Raw genomic sequence first — 18204 nt, 5'->3', positions numbered from 1 at the left:
TACAGCAGGCGCTACCGCCGATCGCCGTTCAGGTAGCGCAGCACCGCGGTGACCCGGCGGTCGGCACTGTCGTCCGGTGCAAGCTGAAGCTTCGAGAAGATGCTGCGGATGTGCTTGTGCACCGCGCCGTCGGTGACGAACAGCCGCTCGGCGATCGCGCTGTTGCCAAGCCCTTCGGCCATCAGCCCCAGCACCTCACGCTCTCGCGGCGACAGCTCGCTCAGCGCCGTGTCCGTCCGGCGGTTGCGGGCGAGCAACTGCGCCACCACCTCCGGGTCGATCACACTGCCGCCGTCCGCGACGCGGTGCAGCGCGGCAAGGAACTCCTCGACCCGGCCCACCCGCTCCTTCAACAGATAACCCAGCCCGACGGCGCCGACCGAGAACAGGTCGGTGGCGAACGCCTGCTCCACGTACGCCGACAGGACCAGCACCGCGAGGCCGGGGCGGCGCCGCCGCGCCTCCACCGCGGCCACGATGCCCTCGTCGGTGTGGGTCGGCGGCATCCGTACGTCCACGATCGCGACGTCCGGCGCGTGTTCGTCGACGGCGACCAGGAACTCGCCCGGAGTGCCGGCCGTGGCGACCACGTCCAGATCCTCCGCCCGCAGCAGCAGCGCCAACCCCTCACGCAGCAGCGGGTCGTCCTCGGCGATCACGATCCGCATGGCAGCTCCACGTCCATTCTCGTCGGCCCTCCGCGTGGGCTCGTCAGTGTCATCCGGCCGTCGTACGCTGCGACCCGCCGCCGGATACCGGTGAGACCGGAGCCCCGCGTCTCGTCCGCGTCGCCGTGCCCGTCGTCCTCAATGCTCACCAGCAGCCGGCCGCGCTCGCGGCGCACGGCCACGTCCACCTGGCTCGCACCGCTGTGCCGAACGACGTTGGTCAGCGCCTCGGCCACCACGAAGTACGCGGTGGCCTCGACCGAGGCCGCACACCGCACAGCCACGTCCACCTCAAGTCGGCAGGGCACCACGCTGCTGCCGGCCAGGCCCGCCAGCGCGCCGGCGAGACCCCGGTCGTCCAGCACGGGCGGCAGGATCCCGCGCACCACCGTACGCAGCTCGCCGAGTGCCTGTTCCGCAGCGTCCTGCGCCTTTCCGAGGATTTCGTCGGCGCGGTCCGGATTGCGGCGCAGGGCCCGCCGCGCGGCCCCCAGCAACACGTTGACCGCGACCAACCGGTTCTGGGTGCCGTCGTGCAGCGACCGCTCGATCCGGCGCAGTTCGACAGCGTGGGCGTCCAGCGCCGCAGCGCGGGTGGCGGTCAGCTCGGCCACCCGCAGCGACAGGTCGACACCCGGCGGTGGAGGCAGCAGCCGCCGGCCCGGCCATGCCTGGAGACGGGACAGGACCGGGGTGAACCAGATCGCGGCGGCCAGCCAGCCCACCCCGAGCAACCCGACCGCGAGTGCCTCGGACAATCCGTCGATGCGCCACCAGACGATCGTCGGCGCGCCGGCGTCGGCAGGGATCAGCCGGTACCACAGCGGGAATGTGACGTCCTGCACGGCATAGATTGGCAGCGCGATGCCGACCAGCCCGGTCACCAGGCCGATGAGCGAGTACAGCGCGACCCAGCCGAGCTCCCGGCGCACGAACGGATCGCGCGCCGCCGTCCGCAACCCGGCCGGCACCGGCCCCGGGGTGGGGATCGGCACGCCCCAACGGGACAGCCGGGCGCGCTCGCGGTCGGCCACCGAACGCACCGCCCGCAACGCACCGGGTACCGCCAGCAGCCCCACCCCGCCCAGGCAGGCCACCGCCACGATCGCCGCCCAGAGCAGCGCGCCCAGCGCCAGCGTGGCGGTGCCCAGCCCTCCGACGAGGTGCTCCAGGGCGTCGACCGAGGCACGAACCCGGCCCCGCACGTACGCCATCGACCCACCTCCCCCGCCAACATAGGCCACCCCGCGCCCCGCCCGGCAACGCCCGGCGCGGAAGGTACAGCCTGCTGTACCACTGTCGTCGAGCTGGCGGGATCGTCCCCGCCGCGCCGCCCGCCTAGCGTTGACGGCGTCGAGGAACGTTCGCCGAAGGAGGCAGTCATGACCGATCCGTACCGCATCACCGAGGCCCCGGTCGCCGCACCGGAGAAGCCCGGCGGCCTGCTCCGCCCGCTGCTGTGGCTGGTGCTCTTCGTCAGCGCGGCGGCCAACGTGGTGCTGTCGACCGCGGCGGACAACCAGTGGATCAGCTCGGCGTTCGGCCTGGTGGCGGTGCTCTGCGCGGTCGCGCTGATCGTGCACCACCGCCGTAACCGCGTGCGGGAGTCGTAGGGACACAAGGCTCACCCACCGTCACGCTCGATTACCGTCGCCCCCCCGCTCAGGTCGTCGTTCAACCAGTGATGTCGGGGTAGCCCCACTCCGCTATCCAGAACGCGTTGCCGAGCTCGCCGCACGGGCTGACGGAGACAGTCCGACCGATCGCCGGGCCCGGCCCTACAGTTCGGTTGCGGTGTCGAGGGCCGCAACGTCTGGTCCGGTCGAGCCGCCATACGTGGCGATCTTGTACTCGGTCGCCGCCAGCGAGAGGGTCAGCTCACGAATCCGGCGACGGATGATGTCGCGATGTTCAAGCAGCATGTCGAGCCGCTCGGGCACCGTGTCCTGCCCGGCGTCCACGAGCGAAATGTAGTGCTGTAGGTCGCGCATCGGCATCCCGGACAGCCGCATCCTGGTGAGGAACACCAGGCGCCGCACCGCTTCGGCGTGGTAGACGCGATGACCGTAGCGGTCGCGGGCCACCTCGACTCGACCGACAGCGGGCCGTCATCCCCAACCATTTCCAGGGCCCTGGTCATCAGATCGTCGGTGGCCATGACATCACCCTAGATCGGCCGGACCGACGCCGGGACGCCGTCGAAGTCGGCGCTGCGGGCAGTCTCGGCCCACCGCTCGACCTCGTCCAGAGCACGCCGGTACACGCCCGAGATCCGCTCGACCGCTTCGCGCCCGAGCGGTAGGCGCAGCGGCACCTCGTTGCTGTGTGCGAGGGACACGATGATCTCGGCCGCCCGCGTTGGGTCACCTTCCTGGCGGCCCGCCGCCCGGTTCGGGATGGTAGCCGTAAGCGGCGGCCCGTACCGTTTCCTCGTTCTCCAGCCCGGAGCCGATCGCGCCGCCGACGGTGGCCAGCGAACTGGTGATCCAGGCGAGCGTCAGGTAGTCGGTGAGATCGACCGGACGCTGCAAGATCTGTTCCAGCACGGATGTGTCGATCAGCAGCGCCCCGACGAGCACCGTCCCAGCAAACAGCACCAGGTAGGACACTGCCGTGGCCAGAGTGAGGGTGAGGATCGTACCCAGGTTGAACAGCCGGGCCAGCTCAGCCGGCGTCTCCCGGTCTGGCTTCTCCCACAGGTCGTGGGCGACGATCAGCCAGGCCACCAAAGCGGTCAGCCCGAGCACCATGATCACGGCGAGCCTGAGTCCTCCGAGCGCATCGCCCATCTGCCAGATGGTGTCCGTGGTGAGCGCGAACGCGGCCGTGCCGAACGCGCCGACGAGCAGCTTGGACAGGCCCAGCAGGGCGCGCCCCGGGCGGTTGGCGCGGACCATTCCGATCAACAGCCGCAACCGGCCGATCAGCCGCGAGGCGACGTAGCCCAGTTCCCCGTCGGCCTCGTCGACCACCCGGTGGATGGCGGAAACACGGCTTGTGATCTCGGCCGGTGTCCAGCCTGCCGGCGGCACCCGCTGGTCGGAAGCGTCGGTGAGCAGTCGGCTCACCAGATCCGGAACGACCGCGCGGGCCGCTCGCAGCTGAGGCAGTCCCAGCGCGGGTAGGGACACCATCGCCACTGCACGCCGAGCCGAGGTCTGCGCGACCAGCGGCACCCGTTCGGCGTGCAGCGGCAGGTCGGTCAGACAGATCGCGACGTCCCACTGGTCGTCGGCACGCCGTTGGGCAAGATCCTCGAGCAGCGCCTCAACGCCACCGTCACGGCGCGGCGCCACCTCACCCCAGCCTTCCCGGATGGTCCACCGCACGTCCGCGTCCACCCGCTCGGCTAGCTGGCCGGCCAGCTCGGCGGTGAGTCGAGCGGCCACCCGGGCCGGGTGGTCCGGCGGGGTCGCCACCAGTCCGACGACGATCTCCGGACGGTTCCGTTCGCTGTCGGTCATCGGTGCTCCTCACCGCTAGCCGGGCCCGTCGCCGTCCATCGTCACCAATGCCGGCTGTGGCGGGTCTAGCGTCGACCGTCGGGGTGCAGCAGAACCTTGGTCCAGCCGTCGTTGCGGGCATCGAAGTTCTGGTACCCCGTTGGTGCCTCGTCCAGCGTGAGTTCATGGGATACCAGGAACGAGGGGTCGGCCCTGTGTGACGCGATGAGGTTCATCAGCTGCCGGTTGTAGGCCGCGCCGGCCATGCCGGCCGCCGGGTTGGCCACCAGGCAGAACGCGGTCAAACCTGGTTGCAGTTGGCGCAGAACCCGCACGAGACGTTGAACGGCAGGCACACCATGTCGCCCACCTTGACCAGATCGACCCCTTGGCCGATCTGGATCACCTCACCCATGTTCTCGTGCCCGAGCACCCGAGCGGGCTCCATGTCCGTGCGTCCGTCGTACATGTCAGGTCGGAGCCGCAGATGTTCGTCGTGGTAATCCGGATCAGCGCATCCGTCGGTCTCTCGATTCTCGCGTCCGGAACGTCCTTGACGCTGACAGTCCTCGGTTCCTCGTACACGACAGCCTTCATCCGCTTCCCTCGTGAAGAATCCACTCACTGCTGAGCCATGGCCATTTCCGGCGCTCACATCCTCGCAGACCGTTCCGACCCTTAAGGGCGGTTTGCGCCACCCCTGGATGCCGAGGAGGGCGTAGCTGGAACCAGGAGCACCTCACGGCCTGGCGCACCGACCGATGAAGCCCGAGAGGTTTTCGGCGAGATCAGCGGATGGAGGAGTCTCACGACGCCGGGCTGCGGATCGGGCCGATCTCGGCCGGCCACGACTGTTCGTCCGCGACGTGCTGCGCGATCGCCGCCCATCCGTGGGTGCGGCAGAACGAGCGGCGCACTGTACGCGCGGTCCGGGCGCAGCCATGGCCGCCACGTCGATCGTGAAGTAGGCCGTGCTGAGACACTGCTGCCGCCGTGGGCTGCGCATGCCACCGACGACGGCGAGGACGAGTTCGCCAGCCACTGCGACCTGCGCTACGTCGCTGCGGCCGAGGCGCGTTGCCGACGAGGTTTCCGACTGGTCGACGTCGCGACGACCGACGCGGGGGAATGGCTGGTCGTCGAGGACGCGCAAGCGGTTCGCCACGAGAACGTTGTCGAGTACGGACGCGGACCAGCCTTCATGGCGATCATCGACGTCTCCCGCTACGATCCGATACCGACAGATTACTTAGCGTCAATGCGTGCTGTCCGCAAGCCCTGGACGTTGGCAATCCGGCGTCGCTAGGAACGTGGTGCCGGCCTGCGGATCACGCCGTCTCGACGAAGGGAATCCGGATGACGGAGAGCGCGCAGACCACCGAGGGCCGCACCGTTCCGCCCGCGCGACCGTACCCGTTCAGTGTGCCCGACCGCCTCGTCGTCGATCCGACCTATGGCGAGCTGCGCGAGAACGAGCCGATGACCCGGGTGAAGCTCCCCTACGGCGAGGAGGCGTGGCTCGCCACCCGGTACGAGGACGTCCGTACGGTCCTCGGCGACGTGCGGTTCGGCCGCGCCCCGGCCCTCCAGCGCGACGAGCCCAGGCTCACCCCGCGCCAGCAGTACAGCGGCATGCTGACCATGGACCCGCCCGATCACACTCGGCTGCGCCGGCTGGTGGCGAAGGCGTTCACGGCACGTCGGGTAGAGGCGCTGCGCCCCCGAACCCAGGAGATCGCCGACGCACTGGTCGACAACATGTTCCGGCTCGGTCCTCCGGCCGACCTGGTGGAGCACGTCGCCACGCCGCTGCCGATCCAGGTGATCTGCGAGCTGCTCGGGGTCCCGTACGCCGACCGCGACCGCTTCCACATCTGGTCCGAGGCGATCGTCTCGACCACCTCACTGCCCCTGGAGATGATCCAGGAGTACCTGAACAATCTCTGGGGCTACATCGGTGATTTGGTCGCCGAGCGCCGCCGCGAGCCGGGGATCGACGACCTGCTCGGCGCGTTGGTGCGGGCCCGCGACGAGAATCAGGATCGGCTCAGCGAGACCGAGCTGGTGGAGCTGGCCGGAGGGCTGCTCGCGGCCGGCCACGAGACCACGGTGACCCAGATCCCCAACTTCGTCTACGTCCTGCTGCACAATCCGGACCAGCTCGCTCGGCTGCGGGCCGACCCGTCGCTGGTGCCGGTCGCGGTCGAGGAACTGTTGCGGTACGTGCCGCTCGGCGTCGGTTCCTCCTTCGCCAGGTACGCCAAGGAGGACGTCGAGGTCGGCGGGGTGCTGGTCCGGGCAGGTGAACCTGTCCTCGGCTCACTGTCGTCGGCGAATCGGGACGGTACCGTCTTCGCCGACCCGGACCGGCTGGATCTCGACCGCGAGCAGAACCCGCACCTGGGCTTCGGGCACGGCGTACACCACTGCGTCGGCGCGCAACTGGCCCGCATGGAGTTGCAGGTCGCCGTCGCCACCCTCGTGACTCGCCTGCCCGGGTTGCGGCTCGCCGTACCGGAAGCCGAGCTGGAGTGGAAGCGCGGCATGTTGGTGCGGGGCCTGCTCGGCATGCCGGTGGCCTGGTGAGTACCGCGTGGCGGATCGGGGTGGACTCGCGCCGCTGCATCGGCACGAGCATCTGCGCCGGTACCGCGCCCGAGCACTTCCGCCTGGTCGACGGCCTGTCCGCGCCGCTGGCCGACGTCGTCGCCCCGGCCGAGGTCATCCTCGACGCCGCCGACTCGTGCCCGGTGGAGGCGATCACGGTCCGCGACGCCACCGACGACCGGCTGATCGCGCCGGAGGAATGACCCGAAATCGAGCCCGGCCGTCTGCGCCCACGAGCTGGGCACGTGCGGAAGCTTGGCAGATCAGCGACGAGGCGGTCGCTCTGCCGCGGCGGAGCGTCGACGACGCCAAATGGTACGCCGCCACCGTCATGGTCGACGAGCGCCGACGCTCGTGTCGGTGTTCATCGTGTTCCGCCACCTCGGCACCGCCATGCAGGTCACCTCGATCGTTGCCGGGGCGGGCGTCGGTGAGCTGGAAGCCGATGCCGTTCGCGGCGCGCCGATGGCGCTTCGAGCGGTTGGACCCGGAAGGGTTGACCCCGTACCGGCCTTCGGGGCGAAGCCAGGGTGGCCCCCCATAGGAATGCCGCTCCCGGTCCATCAGGCTTGGGCCTTGAGAAACTGATCGTGGGGGGGTCGGATGAAGCACATGCTTCGAGCGCTGGTGACTGCGACGACAGCAGTGGCGGTGATGGCGGCGCCGGCCGCCGCTACTGCCGCTCCGCAGGACGCGGATCGCGCCGGGCTGCAGAGTGGGCTCGACGAGGTCGTGGCCGCCGGCGCGATCGGCGCACTGGCGCAGGTGCGTAACGAGCATGGCGTGTGGCGGGGCACCAGCGGCGTCGCCGAGGACGGCAGGACGCGGGCGGTCCCGGTCAACGGCCGGTTCCGGGTTGGCAGCATCACGAAGACGTTCCTCGCCACCGTCGTTCTGCAGCTGGTCGACGAGGGTGAGTTACGGCTGGAGGACACTGTCGAGTCGTGGCTGCCGGGAGTCGTCCCGAACGGTCACCACATCACAGTGCGGCAGCTGCTCAACCACACCAGCGGGTTGTACGACGTGATACCCACGCTGCCGCTGCCGCCGGACCCGGCGTTCCTGGACAACCGGTGGCGGACCTGGACCGCGGACGAGCTTGTCGCGCGGGCGCTGGCCAACCCGCCGGTGTTCGAAGAACCTGGTTCAGCCTTCTCCTACTCGAACACCGGCTACACCCTCCTGGGCCAGATCGTCGAGAAGGCGACTGGCACGTCGTACGCCAAGCAGATCGAGCACCGGGTGATCCGGCCGTTGCGGTTGGACGACACCTGGCTGCCGGGGACGTCGACGCGGATTCGCGGACCCCATCCCCACGGGTACGTGCCGATCAGGCAGCAGAACGGCGGGTGGCAGCTCATCGACTACACGCAGATGAATCCGTCGGTGTTCGGCGCCGCTGGCGAAATGATCTCCACCACGAAGGATCTCAACCGGTTCTTCGCCGTACTGCTCAGTGGGCGCCTCCTACCGGGGCACCTGCTCGACGAGATGAGGACACCGGGTGTCGAGAGCCGCAGGTACGGTCTCGGGCTGGCCTGGCGGGACACACCGTGCGGAGTCCGCGTGTACGGCAACGACGGCGATGCCCTGGCCTACCAGGCCTACTCCTTCTCCACCCAGGACGGGCACCGCCAGGTGACGGTCGCGGTGACGCCCAACTTCGACGGTGACATCGACGACGCGGCCGAAGCGTTCGTGGACAAGGCGATCTGCGGCTGACGGTCGTCATCCTCCAACGGGACGACTTCCCTCCGGGCAACCGGGGGAAGCCGTCCCCACCACGCACTCAGGGTTGAGGCCGAGCTGTCGAAGCCAGCAGTACAGCAGCGAAGTACGGCATCCGGGCCAGCCGAACCGAGCCGTTACACGCGTCGGCAGACCGCCTGACCTCTGTGCCGCCTCACCCGAGGCAGACCCGCCACCCGCCAACACCGCCTCACCTTCACCACACCCGACTGACAGCAATGAGAATCGCGCTCTCAGGTCGCACGGTGCGGTGTGGAACGCCGACAGTTCCATCTCAGCACGAGATGCCGCTGTTGGTCGTGACGAAGAGTGTTGGCATCAACACATAGCGATCAATGTGGTTGATCGGGTCTGCTGCATCCGGCGGGTCGATACCTGACGGCACGCCACAGCAGAGCCCTACGGAAGGGGGAATGCGCATGTTTGGCAACGGACGCCTGCTTCGGCGCGGTTACCGTCTGGGATTGGCCTCCCTACTCGTGAGCATGGTGGTGATGGTGTCGTCCGGGCAGCCGGTCTATGCCGCCAACCTCGGCAGCGAGCCGACCCTGCCCTACGCTCAGCCGAACAACACCAGCCTGCCCAGGGCTGGGTGCGACACGACCGCCACCGACCCGAAGAATCCGCCGGTCAGCAGTCCGGCGGCGCTGCAGGTGATCTACGCGTGGAATGACGCCACCGGCAACCAGTACGCGGCCAACGTCGAGAACGCCGCCCGTGTCATGGACCGCGTTGACTGGCTGCTCGACCAGGCGAGCAACTACGACCAGCACGTGAAGTTCAGCTGCAGATCGACGACCACCAGCACGTACAACCAGTACGCGCAGGCGGTGGTGACGCCGGAGAAGATCGACACTACGATCACCGACTTCTGGTCGATCGCGAACGAGCTGACGGCCAAGGGGTACGACGACAGCAACCGCTGGTACGTGGTCCTGACGGAGTTCGCCGCGCCATCCAACTCGGCATACTGGTGCCAGACCAGTGGAGGTGGCGGCTGTATCTCCGTCGTTGAGGCGTGGGACAGTGGAGTCGTCGGGCACGAGGTGACGCACCTGCTCGGCGCCGGCCACGCCTACATGTCCGAGCACGTCTGGCAGGACTCCAACGGTAACTGGCAGGCCGAGCAATACTGCCCCGACATCACGATGTGCTTTGGCGACTGGTGGGCCTTTGATCTGGGCTACCGCCAGAACTACGACCCGAGCGAGACCAGCGCGGCGTTCTATGTGGACAATTATCCGTCGACGATGACGGACAACGCGGCGGTTCACCCGCTGCTCACCTCGCCGGTGTGCTGCGACGTCGGTGCCAACAACGACCTGCTGACCGCGCAGGAGCGGACCATCGAGGCACAGACGCCGGGCACGTCGAACCCCACCGGGTTCACCACCTCCGGCTCCGGGGCCGCCATCTCGGTGACGCCGCAGGGCTCGTACACCGGCGTTTCCGCCCGCTACTTTGACAACCGTCGCTCGCTGCAGTTCGTAAGCTCGCCGCAGTCCGCGGAGAAGTCGGTCGTGGTGAGCCGTAAGCCGTCGGTGACGGTCGGGCACAACTACAAGTTCTTCGTCCGGCTACGCGCTGACTCCGGCACCGCCGCGCTGCGCATGCGGTGGTACAACTCCGGCGGCACGTTGCTGTCCACTTCGACAAGCAGCTCGTTTGGCCTGACGTCGAACTGGTTGGAGTGGTCCCACCAAGCGGTCGCACCGTCGAACGCGGCCACCGTGCAGATCTCCGTGGTGGCGCCTGCCGGTGGTTCGCAACCGGCGACCCTGACCATGCACGTGGACACACTGCAACTGAGCGACTGTAGCGCCAACGTGAACTCGCTGTGCCGCCCCACTACCTGATCCCACCCAGGTGATCCGGTCTTTCCCCACGTCGCGCGGCGTGGGGAAAGGCGTGGGAAACGCCGAACCGGCGGCGGGTACGTACGCCCTACTCCGGCCAGTCGTTGTCCAGAATGACCTGGACGAAGTCGCCCCGGACGAAGGTCGGGTCGTAGTGCGCCAGGACGTCCGCGTTCACGGTGCCGAACGTGGTCTGCGGTCGGTGGGCGACGCCCTTGGTGAACGCGGCCAGGATCTGGCGCTTGAAGTTGGGGCGTGGGTGGGCGGCGGTCACCTCGGCGATCCGCACCGGGTCGAGATCGCGGTATCCGATGCCCAGGACGTCGGTCTCCACACCGGCGGTCACCAGGGCGATCTCCGGGTCCAGGTGTTCGGGCACGCCGGGCGTGGTGTGCAGCGCGATGGCCAGCCAGACCTTGTGCGCCTCGGCGGGGGAGCGTCCGTGGTCGAGCAGGAACCGCTCCGCCGCTCGTGCGCCGTCGACCTCGAAACGCAGGTCACTGCTTCGGTACGGCCCGGTCAGGCCGAGGTCGTGGAACATCGCGCCCACGTAGAGCAGTTCCAGGTCGGGAGCGAGGCCGCGTCTCTCGCCCTGAAGCGCGCCGAAAAGGAACACCCGGCGCGAGTGGTGGTAGAGCAGGTCGTCGGTGCCCTGCCGGACGAGGTCGGTCGCGGCGGCGACGAGGGGGGTCTGCGGGATGCTGATCCCGGCGATGCTCTCGGTCATCGTGTGCTCCTCCGGTACGTGATCGCGCTGGTGACGCGCGGCCTTCCCCGAATGCTCCGGGGGTAGACTCCACCGGGCCATGTCCCTAAGGACACCTGACCCACAGATACGGACATCGTCGGCACCGCCGCGCGGCGGGCCGGGAAAAGGAGCCACGCGATGGCCGCGACCACTGCGCACCGGGTCGGAGTGGTGGTGTTCGACGGGGTGCAGTTGCTCGACGTGTCCGGGCCGGTCGACGTGTTCGCGGCGGCGAGCAGGCACGGCGCGGACTACTCGGTGCGGCTGCTGGGGTGGCGGTCGGCGCAGGCCCGTACGTCGTCCGGGGTGCGGCTGATTGCCGACGCCACCCTCGACGAGGCTGGCCCCGTGGACACCCTCGTGCTCACCGGCGCGGACGATCTCTCCGCCCTGCCCGATCCGGCCGACGTCCGGGCCAGGCTGGGCCGGCTGGTACGACCCGCCACGCGCCTCGCCGCCGTCTGCACCGGCGCGTTCGTCCTGGCCCGCACCGGCTGGCTGGACGGGCACCCGGCCACCACGCACTGGCGGCACGCGGCGCGGCTGCGGGCCGAGTTCCCCGAGGTTGAGGTGCGACCCGACGCCATCTACGTGACCAGCGGACGCCTCTCCACCAGCGCCGGAGTGACGGCCGGCATCGACCTGGCGCTGGCCCTCGTGCAGGCCGACCACGGCGTCGAGCTGGCCCGCGAGGTGGCCCGGGAACTCGTGGTGTTCATGCAACGCCCCGGCGGGCAGTCCCAGTTTTCGGTCCGGCAGGAGCTGCCGCCGACCGGTGACCAGCGGCTGCGCCGGGTCGTCGACCGGGTGACCGCCGATCCGGCGCGGGCGTACTCGATCGAGGCGATGGCGCGCGACGCCACTGTCACGCCGCGGCACCTGCGGCGGCTCTTCCAGCAAGAGTTCGGTGTCACGCCGGGCCGGTACGTCGAGATGGCCCGCACCGAGGCCGCCCGCGCTTTCTTGGAACAGGGTGGCACGGTCACGCAGGCCGCCCGGCGCAGCGGGTTCGGCAGCGACGAGACGCTGCGGCGGGCGTTCGTCGCGTCCTACGGCGTCCCGCCCTCGGTCTACCAGCGGCGCTTCCGCTCCACCGGCTGAGCTCGCCAGCACCATCTCGCGGGCACCAACGGCGGTGATCCGATTCCGGGGGGAGCAGCTCGGGAGCGTCCGGGACCAGCGAGCTTGACCTAGGACCGGTCGCGGGGCCGGCGCCACGAGCGCCGGCCCCGCTGTGGTCAAGCTGCTTCAGGCGCGGAAGTAGGTGCACTGGAAGGCCATGTCGTCCACCCGCGCGGCACCGCTGCCGCCGAGCAGGGAGACCCGGATGAACACCTGGGTCGGACCGTCCGCGTAGCTGGCCACGTCATGCCGCCGCCACACGGTGTCGGTGATGCGGACGGTGCGCAGCGCGAGGTAGGTCCAGCTCGCCGGGTCGATCACCTCGACGTTGAGCACCGCCGGCCCGCTCACCGCCCGGACGAAGAACCCTCCGCCGCAGGTGGTGGAGTGCCCGGCGGTACGCGGCCGGACGGTGAGCAGCTTGCCCACCCCGGACCAGCCGCCGGTAGAGGTCGTGAGAATGGCGTTGTTCGAGCCGGACCGGGCTGTTCCCACGCCCAGCTCGAAGGCGCCGCTCCCGGCGCCGGAGCGGTGGAACTCCCACACCGCTGCCGGGTCCCCCTCGAACCCGTCGGTGTGCTGCCAGAGGTCCGCCTGAGCGGGGCCGACGGCCACGGTCAGGGCCACCGCCGTCGCCATGACGACCGCGGCGGTGAGGCGTGCGGCTCTGGTGAATGCGGTTCTCATCCCTGTCTCCCTCGCTCGTCGCCGCTCGTCACGGCGCGCCGTAGATGACGACCTGGTATCCGTTGATCGCCTCTCCCACCGGCTGGTGCCAGGTTCGCGGCGTGGAGTTGCACTGGCTGCCGTTGCGGTTGGCGTGCGAGTTCAGCCCGTACGCGGTGTTGGTGGCGAAGAGCGGCCCTCCGCTGTCGCCGCCGAGGGTGCAGATGTTGGTCTCGACCATCTGGCGTACGGTGCCGCCCGCGCCGTTGACCGTCACGTTGGTCTTGAGTACGGAGCCGCACCTGAATCCGGTGGTCTTGCCCGAGTTGCAGACCGACAGCCCGCTCACGGCCGTCGCCCAACCGTGGATGCTCCGGCTTGTGTTGTTCCACAGGTTGATGACGCCGGTCGCCCAGACCGACGGACCGTTCATCCAGATGAGGCCGTAGTCGTCCTCCGGATAGTTGCTCTCCAGCGACGGCCCGACGTCCTGCCCGTTCGGCAGTGTCCAGTGCGGGAAGCCCTGGGTGCAGTGGCCGGCCGTGATGATGTAGTTGAAGGTGAAGTCGGTGGCGGTGAAGCCGACCGAGCAGCCGCCCAACGCGTCCGCGCTGGAGATCCCGACGTTCGGCTGGATCTGGCCGGCGGCGGTCTCGAACCGGACCGCCGCGCCGAACTTGCGCGCCGCCGAGCGTTGCGCGGCGTTCTTCGCCCCCGACGCCGGCAGGCTCACCACCACCTGGTTGGTCTCCGGGTCCACCCCCCAGGTCGTGTTCGGGTCACTCGGCGCGGCCTCCAGCGCCCGCTGGATGGTCTGGAGCTGCCGTTCGCCACGAGCGACGAGGCGCGCCTTCGCGCCAGCGTCGGTCACCTTCTTGGCGGCCGCGGCGTCGGTGACAGTGACGACGAGGTCGCCGTCGGACAGGTACGCGCCGCCCGAGCTGGCACCCAGCTCAATGGTCAACTGGTTGGCGAGTCGCACCTGGGCGTTCTCGGCACTGATCAGCTTCTCGGCGGCATCGCGGCTGATGCCCCGCTGCTCGGCGATCGCCTCGGCCATGTCCGCCGCCTCGTCCGCCCGGGCACTGTTGGCGACGCCGCCGGTGGGGGTCAGGGCTGCCCGGCCATCGGTTCGGGGCAGGTCCGCCGCGCCCCCGGGCTGGGACGGCCGGTCGACCGGTCCGGCAGCTGCGGCCGTCGGGAGGAAGGCCATCGGCGCCACGACGGCGAGTGCCATCGCGAGCAGGGACCTGCGGCTCGGTCTTTTCGTACGCGGGTGGCTGACAACACGTTCTGACATTCACCGCTCCCATCACGAGGGGACTGGTGGGTTGGGTCAGGAGCCGAACGGCCCGGACCGGACGGCAATCCTCGCAATCGGGTGGGGGCCGCGAGTGAGATGTTGGACGCGACTGGACACGGCCGGACAGCTTGCTTACCAACCGCCCTCCTCATCGGGCTGGGTCGCCACGATGACAGAGAAGCCGAGGAAAACGCGGGCAACGGGTACGTCGCCGTCCAGTGGGCTTGCGTGCTCGCTGCCCGGCGTCCCATGCAGTGAACGGCTGGTTCGGACACCCGAGCGACGTCGGCGTGGGCGCGCCGCTGCGGGCTCGTGGAACAGGCCGGACCCGTCGATGACGGGCCCGGCCGCGTGCGAGGTGCTGTGTCAGCTGATCCGGTCGAAGCCGCCCCAGCCAGTTCCCACCCGTCCCGGGGACGAGAGGACCCGGTTGGAGGTGAACGAGCCCGTCCCGGGATACATCCAGAGGGTGTCGTCGCTGGACTTGCGACTCACGACGTCGGACTTACCGTCCTGGTTGAAGTCGCCGGCGGTCAGCGCGTTCATGCTGTTCCACCCGTAGCCGATCGGAATGGCCGGCTCGACCACGTGGTCGGTGGTGAACGAACCGGTGCCCGGGTAGAGCCAGAGCACCCCGTCGGTTGCTCGGCCGACGATGTCGGACTTGCCGTCCTGGTTGAAGTCGCCGCTGGTGAACACGTCAAAGCGGCCCCAGCTCACGCCGACGCGGATCGAGGACCCCAGGACGGCGTCGGTCACGAGCGTTCCCGTGCCGGGGTAGAGCACCAGGACCTCGTCCGCGGCCCGGCGAGCCACGACGTCGGACTTGCCGTCCTGGTTGAAGTCACCGCTGAAGATCGCATCGAACTGGTTCCAGCCGGTGCCGACACGTACGGGTGGGTAGTTCAACACCCGGTCCGTGGTGAACGATCCGGTGCCGGTGTACACCCACAGGGTGCCGTCGGCGGCCTTGCGGGCGATGACGTCGGACTTGCCGTCGTTGTTGTAGTCGCCGCTGACGATGCGGTCGTACTGCCCCCAGCCGGTGCCCACCCGGATCGATGACCCGAGGATCCGGTCGGTCGTGAAGGATCCGGTGCCGGGGTAGAGGAACAGTTCGTCAGTGCTGCCGCTGCGGGCGAGGATGTCGTCCTTGTTGTCGCCGTTGAAGTCACCGGAGACGCCGGAGGCCGGGGGTGCCGGCGGAGGCGTGGGCGCGGTCAGACCGCTGCGGCGAATCGGTCGGAAGCTCTGGAGGTCCGTCCACGTGTTCTTGCCCAGATTCCCCATGTTGCTGTTCCGGTAGGGGTTCCGCACCGTCTCGCCCGTCTGGTTGAACGAGTAGACGTAGGCGCCCTTGGTGTGGTCACTGCTACTGGCCCAGAAGGCGAAGAGCTCCATGTGACCGTCCCGGACCATGGCGTCACCAGGCTGGAATTCGTTGATGCTGCCCAGGGTGAACCACATCGAGTTGCCGTCGCGGAGGAAGTCGTCGGTGTTGTAGTCCCAACCGTCCGACTTCTTGTTCAGGTGCCAGACCATGGAGACCAGTCCGGAACAGTCCCGGCGGTACTTGTGGGAACCTTCGTCGTCGGAGGCCGCGACGCCCTGGTCCTGGGTGTACGTGAGGCCTCGGTCTACCCAGTTCTGCGCCCGGTCCAGGATCTCGTCCCGGGTGATCGGGCCGTTGATGCTGGACGCCTGCGCCGGTGTGGCGACGACGGTGAGTGCGCCGGCCCCCAGGACCAGCAGCGTCATCGCGCTGGCGACCAGGCGAGCCACTCCTCGCGGCCCGTACCGTCTGTCGGACAAACTCATTCCGTTCTCCTCCCGTGGGCGCCCTGGGACCGGGCGCGGTCATAGCCGCCGCCGTCGTGACTCGCGCCAGGGTGGCGTGCGTCGATTCGGCGCCTACGGCAGGCGCTCGTCCGGACCGACGGTGGCCCGAGCACAGTGGCAGTCCGGGATGGTCGAAAAGCTGAAAGGCTCGTCAAGGTTCGTTCCAGGTTTCGCTCCGGTGGGCCGTCTACCTTCGGGCCAGCCAGCGGCCGACCCGGCCGAGCCGGTCGGCGATACTCACCAGGAGCGGACATGGGAATGCGAAGAGTCGCTTGGACGACGGCCGTCGTCGTCACGACGGTGGCGGTCAGCGCCGGCTGCGGCAGCGGTACGGATCGGACGGCCGCCTCGCCGCCCCCGACCGCGTCGGGAACGACAAGCGCGCCAACGACGACGCCGACGGCCCCCATCCCGAGCGCCACGTCCGCGCCGACCCCGTCCGGGCCGCCGTCGGCTGCCCAGCCGACGACGGGTGAGACCAGGCAGGGTACGGACCCCGTACCGAACCCGCCGGTCCGCCCGGTGACCACCGGGCCCGCCGCAGTGGTGACGGCAGACGCCTCGTGCGCTGTCTCGACCTTGTCGGCCGCGGCGAAGGACTCCCTGGACGGCAAGGAGCCGGGGCTGAGCGTGGCCAAGGTTGCCGTACTGGGCTGCCGGAACGGCTACGCGCGGGTGGTCGTCAGGCCGGCCGGCGACAGTGTCCTCGCCGAGCCCCAGCTCTTCCTGCGGCAGGTGACCGGGGCCTGGCAGTTCGTCGGCAGTGCCGACGCGGGACTCGACTGCGGTGACACCGGCCTGCCGTCCGCGATCGCCACGGCCTGTTCCGCGCTCACCACCTGACGGACGCCTGCGGAGCGGGCAGGGTCGGGGAGTCGTCGGGTCGATCACGGCGCGGCGGATACGCCGGGCAATCGGCTTCCAGTGGGAGTTCGGCGCGGAGATCGACGTTTCGGGAATCCGCGTCGATCTTTACCGACACGTCGACCTGACGGCCGCGTACCGTCGGGGCGCCGGAGCTCGAGGGCCGCGTTGGCGTAGTCAACGTCGGCTTCACCGTTGACGGTGATTGCTACCGCGTTGTCGGGCAGAATCGACATGAGGATCTGCCCGATCCTGGTGATGATGTCGCTGTCACGGCCGTCGGGCACTTCCGCACCTCTCATTGATTTCGGAACGACCGGGACGCCGACCAGCACCTGGCCGCCTACGGTTTGCGAGTCGGCGCTGACCAGGTCCCGATCTTGCAGGATGTTCTCGTCCGCGAAACCCGGCACCCAGGCGGAAACTCATTCTGAGGCGGCACGCCAGTGGACGTACCCCGGCGGGACGTACGAATATCGGGCCGCCCGGCCCGACCTGGCGGGCTGTCTGAGCGCTAGATCTCCAGCCGCAGTCCGGCCCATCGGTGAAGCCATCCCTTGACCTCCACGCGGCGCTGTACCGTCGCGCGGCCCGTCGCGTTGTCCATGGCCGGAGACGGGCGAACAACCATTCCCACAAGATCAGTCAGACCGTGGCTGGACACCAGACGAACAGAGTCATTCCGCAGAGTCACCGCGACGCACGTCGCCGTTTCGGGCCAGCGCGATATCGCGTCCAGGGCGGACATGTAGGGCTCGTCGCCATTGCGCAGATGCATCCGTGCTTGATTTCGAATCTCCCACGGCACCTCAGGTAGGGCCACGATGGCGTGGGCTTCGGCGCGTGCGTCCTCACGCGGGTCCAGCTTGTCCGGGTCGAAGTAGGCGACATCCACGTCGCGCTCCGGCGAGACGGGGAGGCCGCTGATCGCGTCCCAGACGCGGTTGCGAACGAAGCCGGCACCGATCCACCAGTCCGGTAATCCAAGGTCGGCCACAGCCCGAAGGACGCGCATTGCTCCCGGGTCTGACTCGATCACGCCCACAACGTCCTGCGCGCTCATGACCATCTCTGGGACCCTAAACCAGCAGACGTGCACACCGCTCGCGAGGCGAGGGCTGAGAGCAGAGTCAAGTCCGGCATATCCGCTCAGGCCGCATCGAGCGTGCCGTCGGCTCGTCGACCGACGGCGCGACCACACCGTCGAGTGTGCTGATGCTGTCGTACACCGTGGCCAGTCAGGTGGCCCGGACCGCCCGATCCTCGTGTGATCCGGTCCCTCCCGGCAGCGAATGATCACCGCGTCCGTCGCCGGAGCGCGCTAGCCGCGGTGTGGGGC

Annotated in this window: 21 protein-coding genes; 8 read left to right on the top strand and 13 right to left on the bottom strand. The window is 69.2% G+C overall.

Translation table 11 applies throughout. From position 1 onward, the window contains the following. Window positions 1–11: 11 nt before the first annotated feature. Together ABZU25_RS26360 and ABZU25_RS26355 are read right to left on the bottom strand one after the other, a co-directional pair. Complete coding sequence (locus ABZU25_RS26360) at window positions 12–668, bottom strand: response regulator transcription factor (protein WP_355032051.1); 657 nt, start codon at window positions 666–668, stop codon at window positions 12–14. Beyond that, window positions 656–1882 (bottom strand): sensor domain-containing protein, encoded by a 1227-nt coding sequence (locus tag ABZU25_RS26355; protein WP_355032050.1) that lies wholly within the window; start codon window positions 1880–1882, stop codon window positions 656–658. Before ABZU25_RS26355 ends, ABZU25_RS26360 begins: the two co-directional genes overlap by 13 nt. Before the next feature lie 168 nt (window positions 1883–2050). On the opposite strand from ABZU25_RS26355, the gene ABZU25_RS26350 reads away from it, so the two are divergent. After that, window positions 2051–2281 (top strand): hypothetical protein, encoded by a 231-nt coding sequence (locus tag ABZU25_RS26350; protein ID WP_355032049.1) that lies wholly within the window; start codon window positions 2051–2053, stop codon window positions 2279–2281. Window positions 2282–2446: 165 nt separating this feature from the next. Here ABZU25_RS26350 and ABZU25_RS26345 read toward each other — a convergent pair whose 3' ends face one another. The 5 genes from ABZU25_RS26345 to ABZU25_RS26325 all read right to left on the bottom strand — a co-directional run bounded on the left by ABZU25_RS26345 (window position 2447) and on the right by ABZU25_RS26325 (window position 4559). Continuing rightward, window positions 2447–2752 (bottom strand): MerR family DNA-binding protein, encoded by a 306-nt coding sequence (locus tag ABZU25_RS26345; RefSeq protein ID WP_355032048.1) that lies wholly within the window; start codon window positions 2750–2752, stop codon window positions 2447–2449. Between the two features lie 83 nt (window positions 2753–2835). Then, complete coding sequence (locus tag ABZU25_RS26340) at window positions 2836–3006, bottom strand: hypothetical protein (RefSeq protein ID WP_355032047.1); 171 nt, start codon at window positions 3004–3006, stop codon at window positions 2836–2838. 25 nt (window positions 3007–3031) lie between these two features. Further along, a complete protein-coding gene (locus tag ABZU25_RS26335) occupies window positions 3032–4132 on the bottom strand; it encodes a hypothetical protein (protein WP_355032046.1) in 1101 nt (366 codons plus the stop codon). A gap of 65 nt (window positions 4133–4197) precedes the next feature. Continuing rightward, window positions 4198–4446, bottom strand: coding sequence for a hypothetical protein (locus ABZU25_RS26330; RefSeq protein ID WP_355032045.1), 249 nt, complete (start codon window positions 4444–4446; stop codon window positions 4198–4200). Beyond that, window positions 4413–4559, bottom strand: a complete 147-nt coding sequence (locus ABZU25_RS26325) for an alcohol dehydrogenase catalytic domain-containing protein (RefSeq protein WP_355032044.1) — start codon at window positions 4557–4559, stop codon at window positions 4413–4415. Before ABZU25_RS26325 ends, ABZU25_RS26330 begins: the two co-directional genes overlap by 34 nt. 908 nt (window positions 4560–5467) lie before the next feature. On the opposite strand from ABZU25_RS26325, the gene ABZU25_RS26320 reads away from it, so the two are divergent. The 4 genes from ABZU25_RS26320 to ABZU25_RS26305 all read left to right on the top strand — a co-directional run bounded on the left by ABZU25_RS26320 (window position 5468) and on the right by ABZU25_RS26305 (window position 10323). After that, the gene (locus ABZU25_RS26320; RefSeq protein WP_355032043.1) at window positions 5468–6697 is read left to right on the top strand and encodes a cytochrome P450; all 1230 of its coding nucleotides are present in this window, start codon (window positions 5468–5470) and stop codon (window positions 6695–6697) included. After that, the gene (locus tag ABZU25_RS26315) at window positions 6694–6921 is read left to right on the top strand and encodes a ferredoxin (RefSeq protein WP_355032042.1); all 228 of its coding nucleotides are present in this window, start codon (window positions 6694–6696) and stop codon (window positions 6919–6921) included. Before ABZU25_RS26320 ends, ABZU25_RS26315 begins: the two co-directional genes overlap by 4 nt. Window positions 6922–7345: 424 nt before the next feature. Beyond that, window positions 7346–8440 carry a serine hydrolase domain-containing protein gene (locus tag ABZU25_RS26310; RefSeq protein ID WP_355032041.1) on the top strand — a complete coding sequence of 365 codons (1095 nt, stop codon included), beginning with the start codon at window positions 7346–7348 and terminating at the stop codon, window positions 8438–8440. Window positions 8441–8931: 491 nt separating this feature from the next. Continuing rightward, entirely contained in the window at window positions 8932–10323 is a 1392-nt protein-coding gene (locus tag ABZU25_RS26305; RefSeq protein WP_355032040.1) for a hypothetical protein, read from the top strand. An 88-nt stretch (window positions 10324–10411) separates the two neighbouring features. Here ABZU25_RS26305 and ABZU25_RS26300 read toward each other — a convergent pair whose 3' ends face one another. Further along, entirely contained in the window at window positions 10412–11050 is a 639-nt protein-coding gene (locus tag ABZU25_RS26300; protein WP_355032039.1) for an HD domain-containing protein, read from the bottom strand. Between the two features lie 159 nt (window positions 11051–11209). Here ABZU25_RS26300 and ABZU25_RS26295 point away from each other — a divergent pair, with 159 nt between their 5' ends. After that, complete coding sequence (locus tag ABZU25_RS26295; protein WP_355032038.1) at window positions 11210–12172, top strand: DJ-1/PfpI family protein; 963 nt, start codon at window positions 11210–11212, stop codon at window positions 12170–12172. A gap of 147 nt (window positions 12173–12319) precedes the next feature. On the opposite strand, the gene ABZU25_RS26290 is transcribed toward ABZU25_RS26295, so the two are convergent. From ABZU25_RS26290 to ABZU25_RS26280, 3 genes are all read right to left on the bottom strand, one after another. Continuing rightward, window positions 12320–12880, bottom strand: a complete 561-nt coding sequence (locus tag ABZU25_RS26290) for a hypothetical protein (RefSeq protein WP_355032037.1) — start codon at window positions 12878–12880, stop codon at window positions 12320–12322. A gap of 28 nt (window positions 12881–12908) precedes the next feature. Further along, entirely contained in the window at window positions 12909–14159 is a 1251-nt protein-coding gene (locus ABZU25_RS26285; RefSeq protein WP_355032036.1) for a S1 family peptidase, read from the bottom strand. Window positions 14160–14528: 369 nt separating this feature from the next. Then, window positions 14529–15980 carry a VCBS repeat-containing protein gene (locus ABZU25_RS26280; RefSeq protein WP_355032035.1) on the bottom strand — a complete coding sequence of 484 codons (1452 nt, stop codon included), beginning with the start codon at window positions 15978–15980 and terminating at the stop codon, window positions 14529–14531. 293 nt (window positions 15981–16273) lie between these two features. Here ABZU25_RS26280 and ABZU25_RS26275 point away from each other — a divergent pair, with 293 nt between their 5' ends. Both ABZU25_RS26275 and ABZU25_RS26270 read left to right on the top strand, forming a co-directional pair. Further along, window positions 16274–16477: a hypothetical protein gene (locus ABZU25_RS26275; RefSeq protein WP_355032034.1), complete on the top strand. Its 204-nt coding sequence runs from the start codon at window positions 16274–16276 to the stop codon at window positions 16475–16477. Window positions 16478–16523: 46 nt separating this feature from the next. Next, entirely contained in the window at window positions 16524–16844 is a 321-nt protein-coding gene (locus ABZU25_RS26270) for a hypothetical protein (protein WP_355032033.1), read from the top strand. A gap of 44 nt (window positions 16845–16888) precedes the next feature. Here ABZU25_RS26270 and ABZU25_RS26265 read toward each other — a convergent pair whose 3' ends face one another. Both ABZU25_RS26265 and ABZU25_RS26260 read right to left on the bottom strand, forming a co-directional pair. Beyond that, window positions 16889–17278: a hypothetical protein gene (locus ABZU25_RS26265; protein ID WP_355032032.1), complete on the bottom strand. Its 390-nt coding sequence runs from the start codon at window positions 17276–17278 to the stop codon at window positions 16889–16891. 101 nt (window positions 17279–17379) lie between these two features. Beyond that, on the bottom strand, window positions 17380–17934 hold the full coding sequence (locus tag ABZU25_RS26260) for a nucleotidyltransferase family protein (RefSeq protein ID WP_355032031.1): 555 nt from the start codon (window positions 17932–17934) through the stop codon (window positions 17380–17382). Window positions 17935–18204: the final 270 nt, after the last annotated feature.

Source organism: Micromonospora sp. NPDC005215, from assembly GCF_040607915.1.
In the GTDB taxonomy this organism is placed as follows: domain Bacteria; phylum Actinomycetota; class Actinomycetes; order Mycobacteriales; family Micromonosporaceae; genus Micromonospora.
The sequence above is the reverse complement of the archived record's forward strand: the minus strand, read 5'-3'. Positions and strand labels throughout refer to the sequence as shown.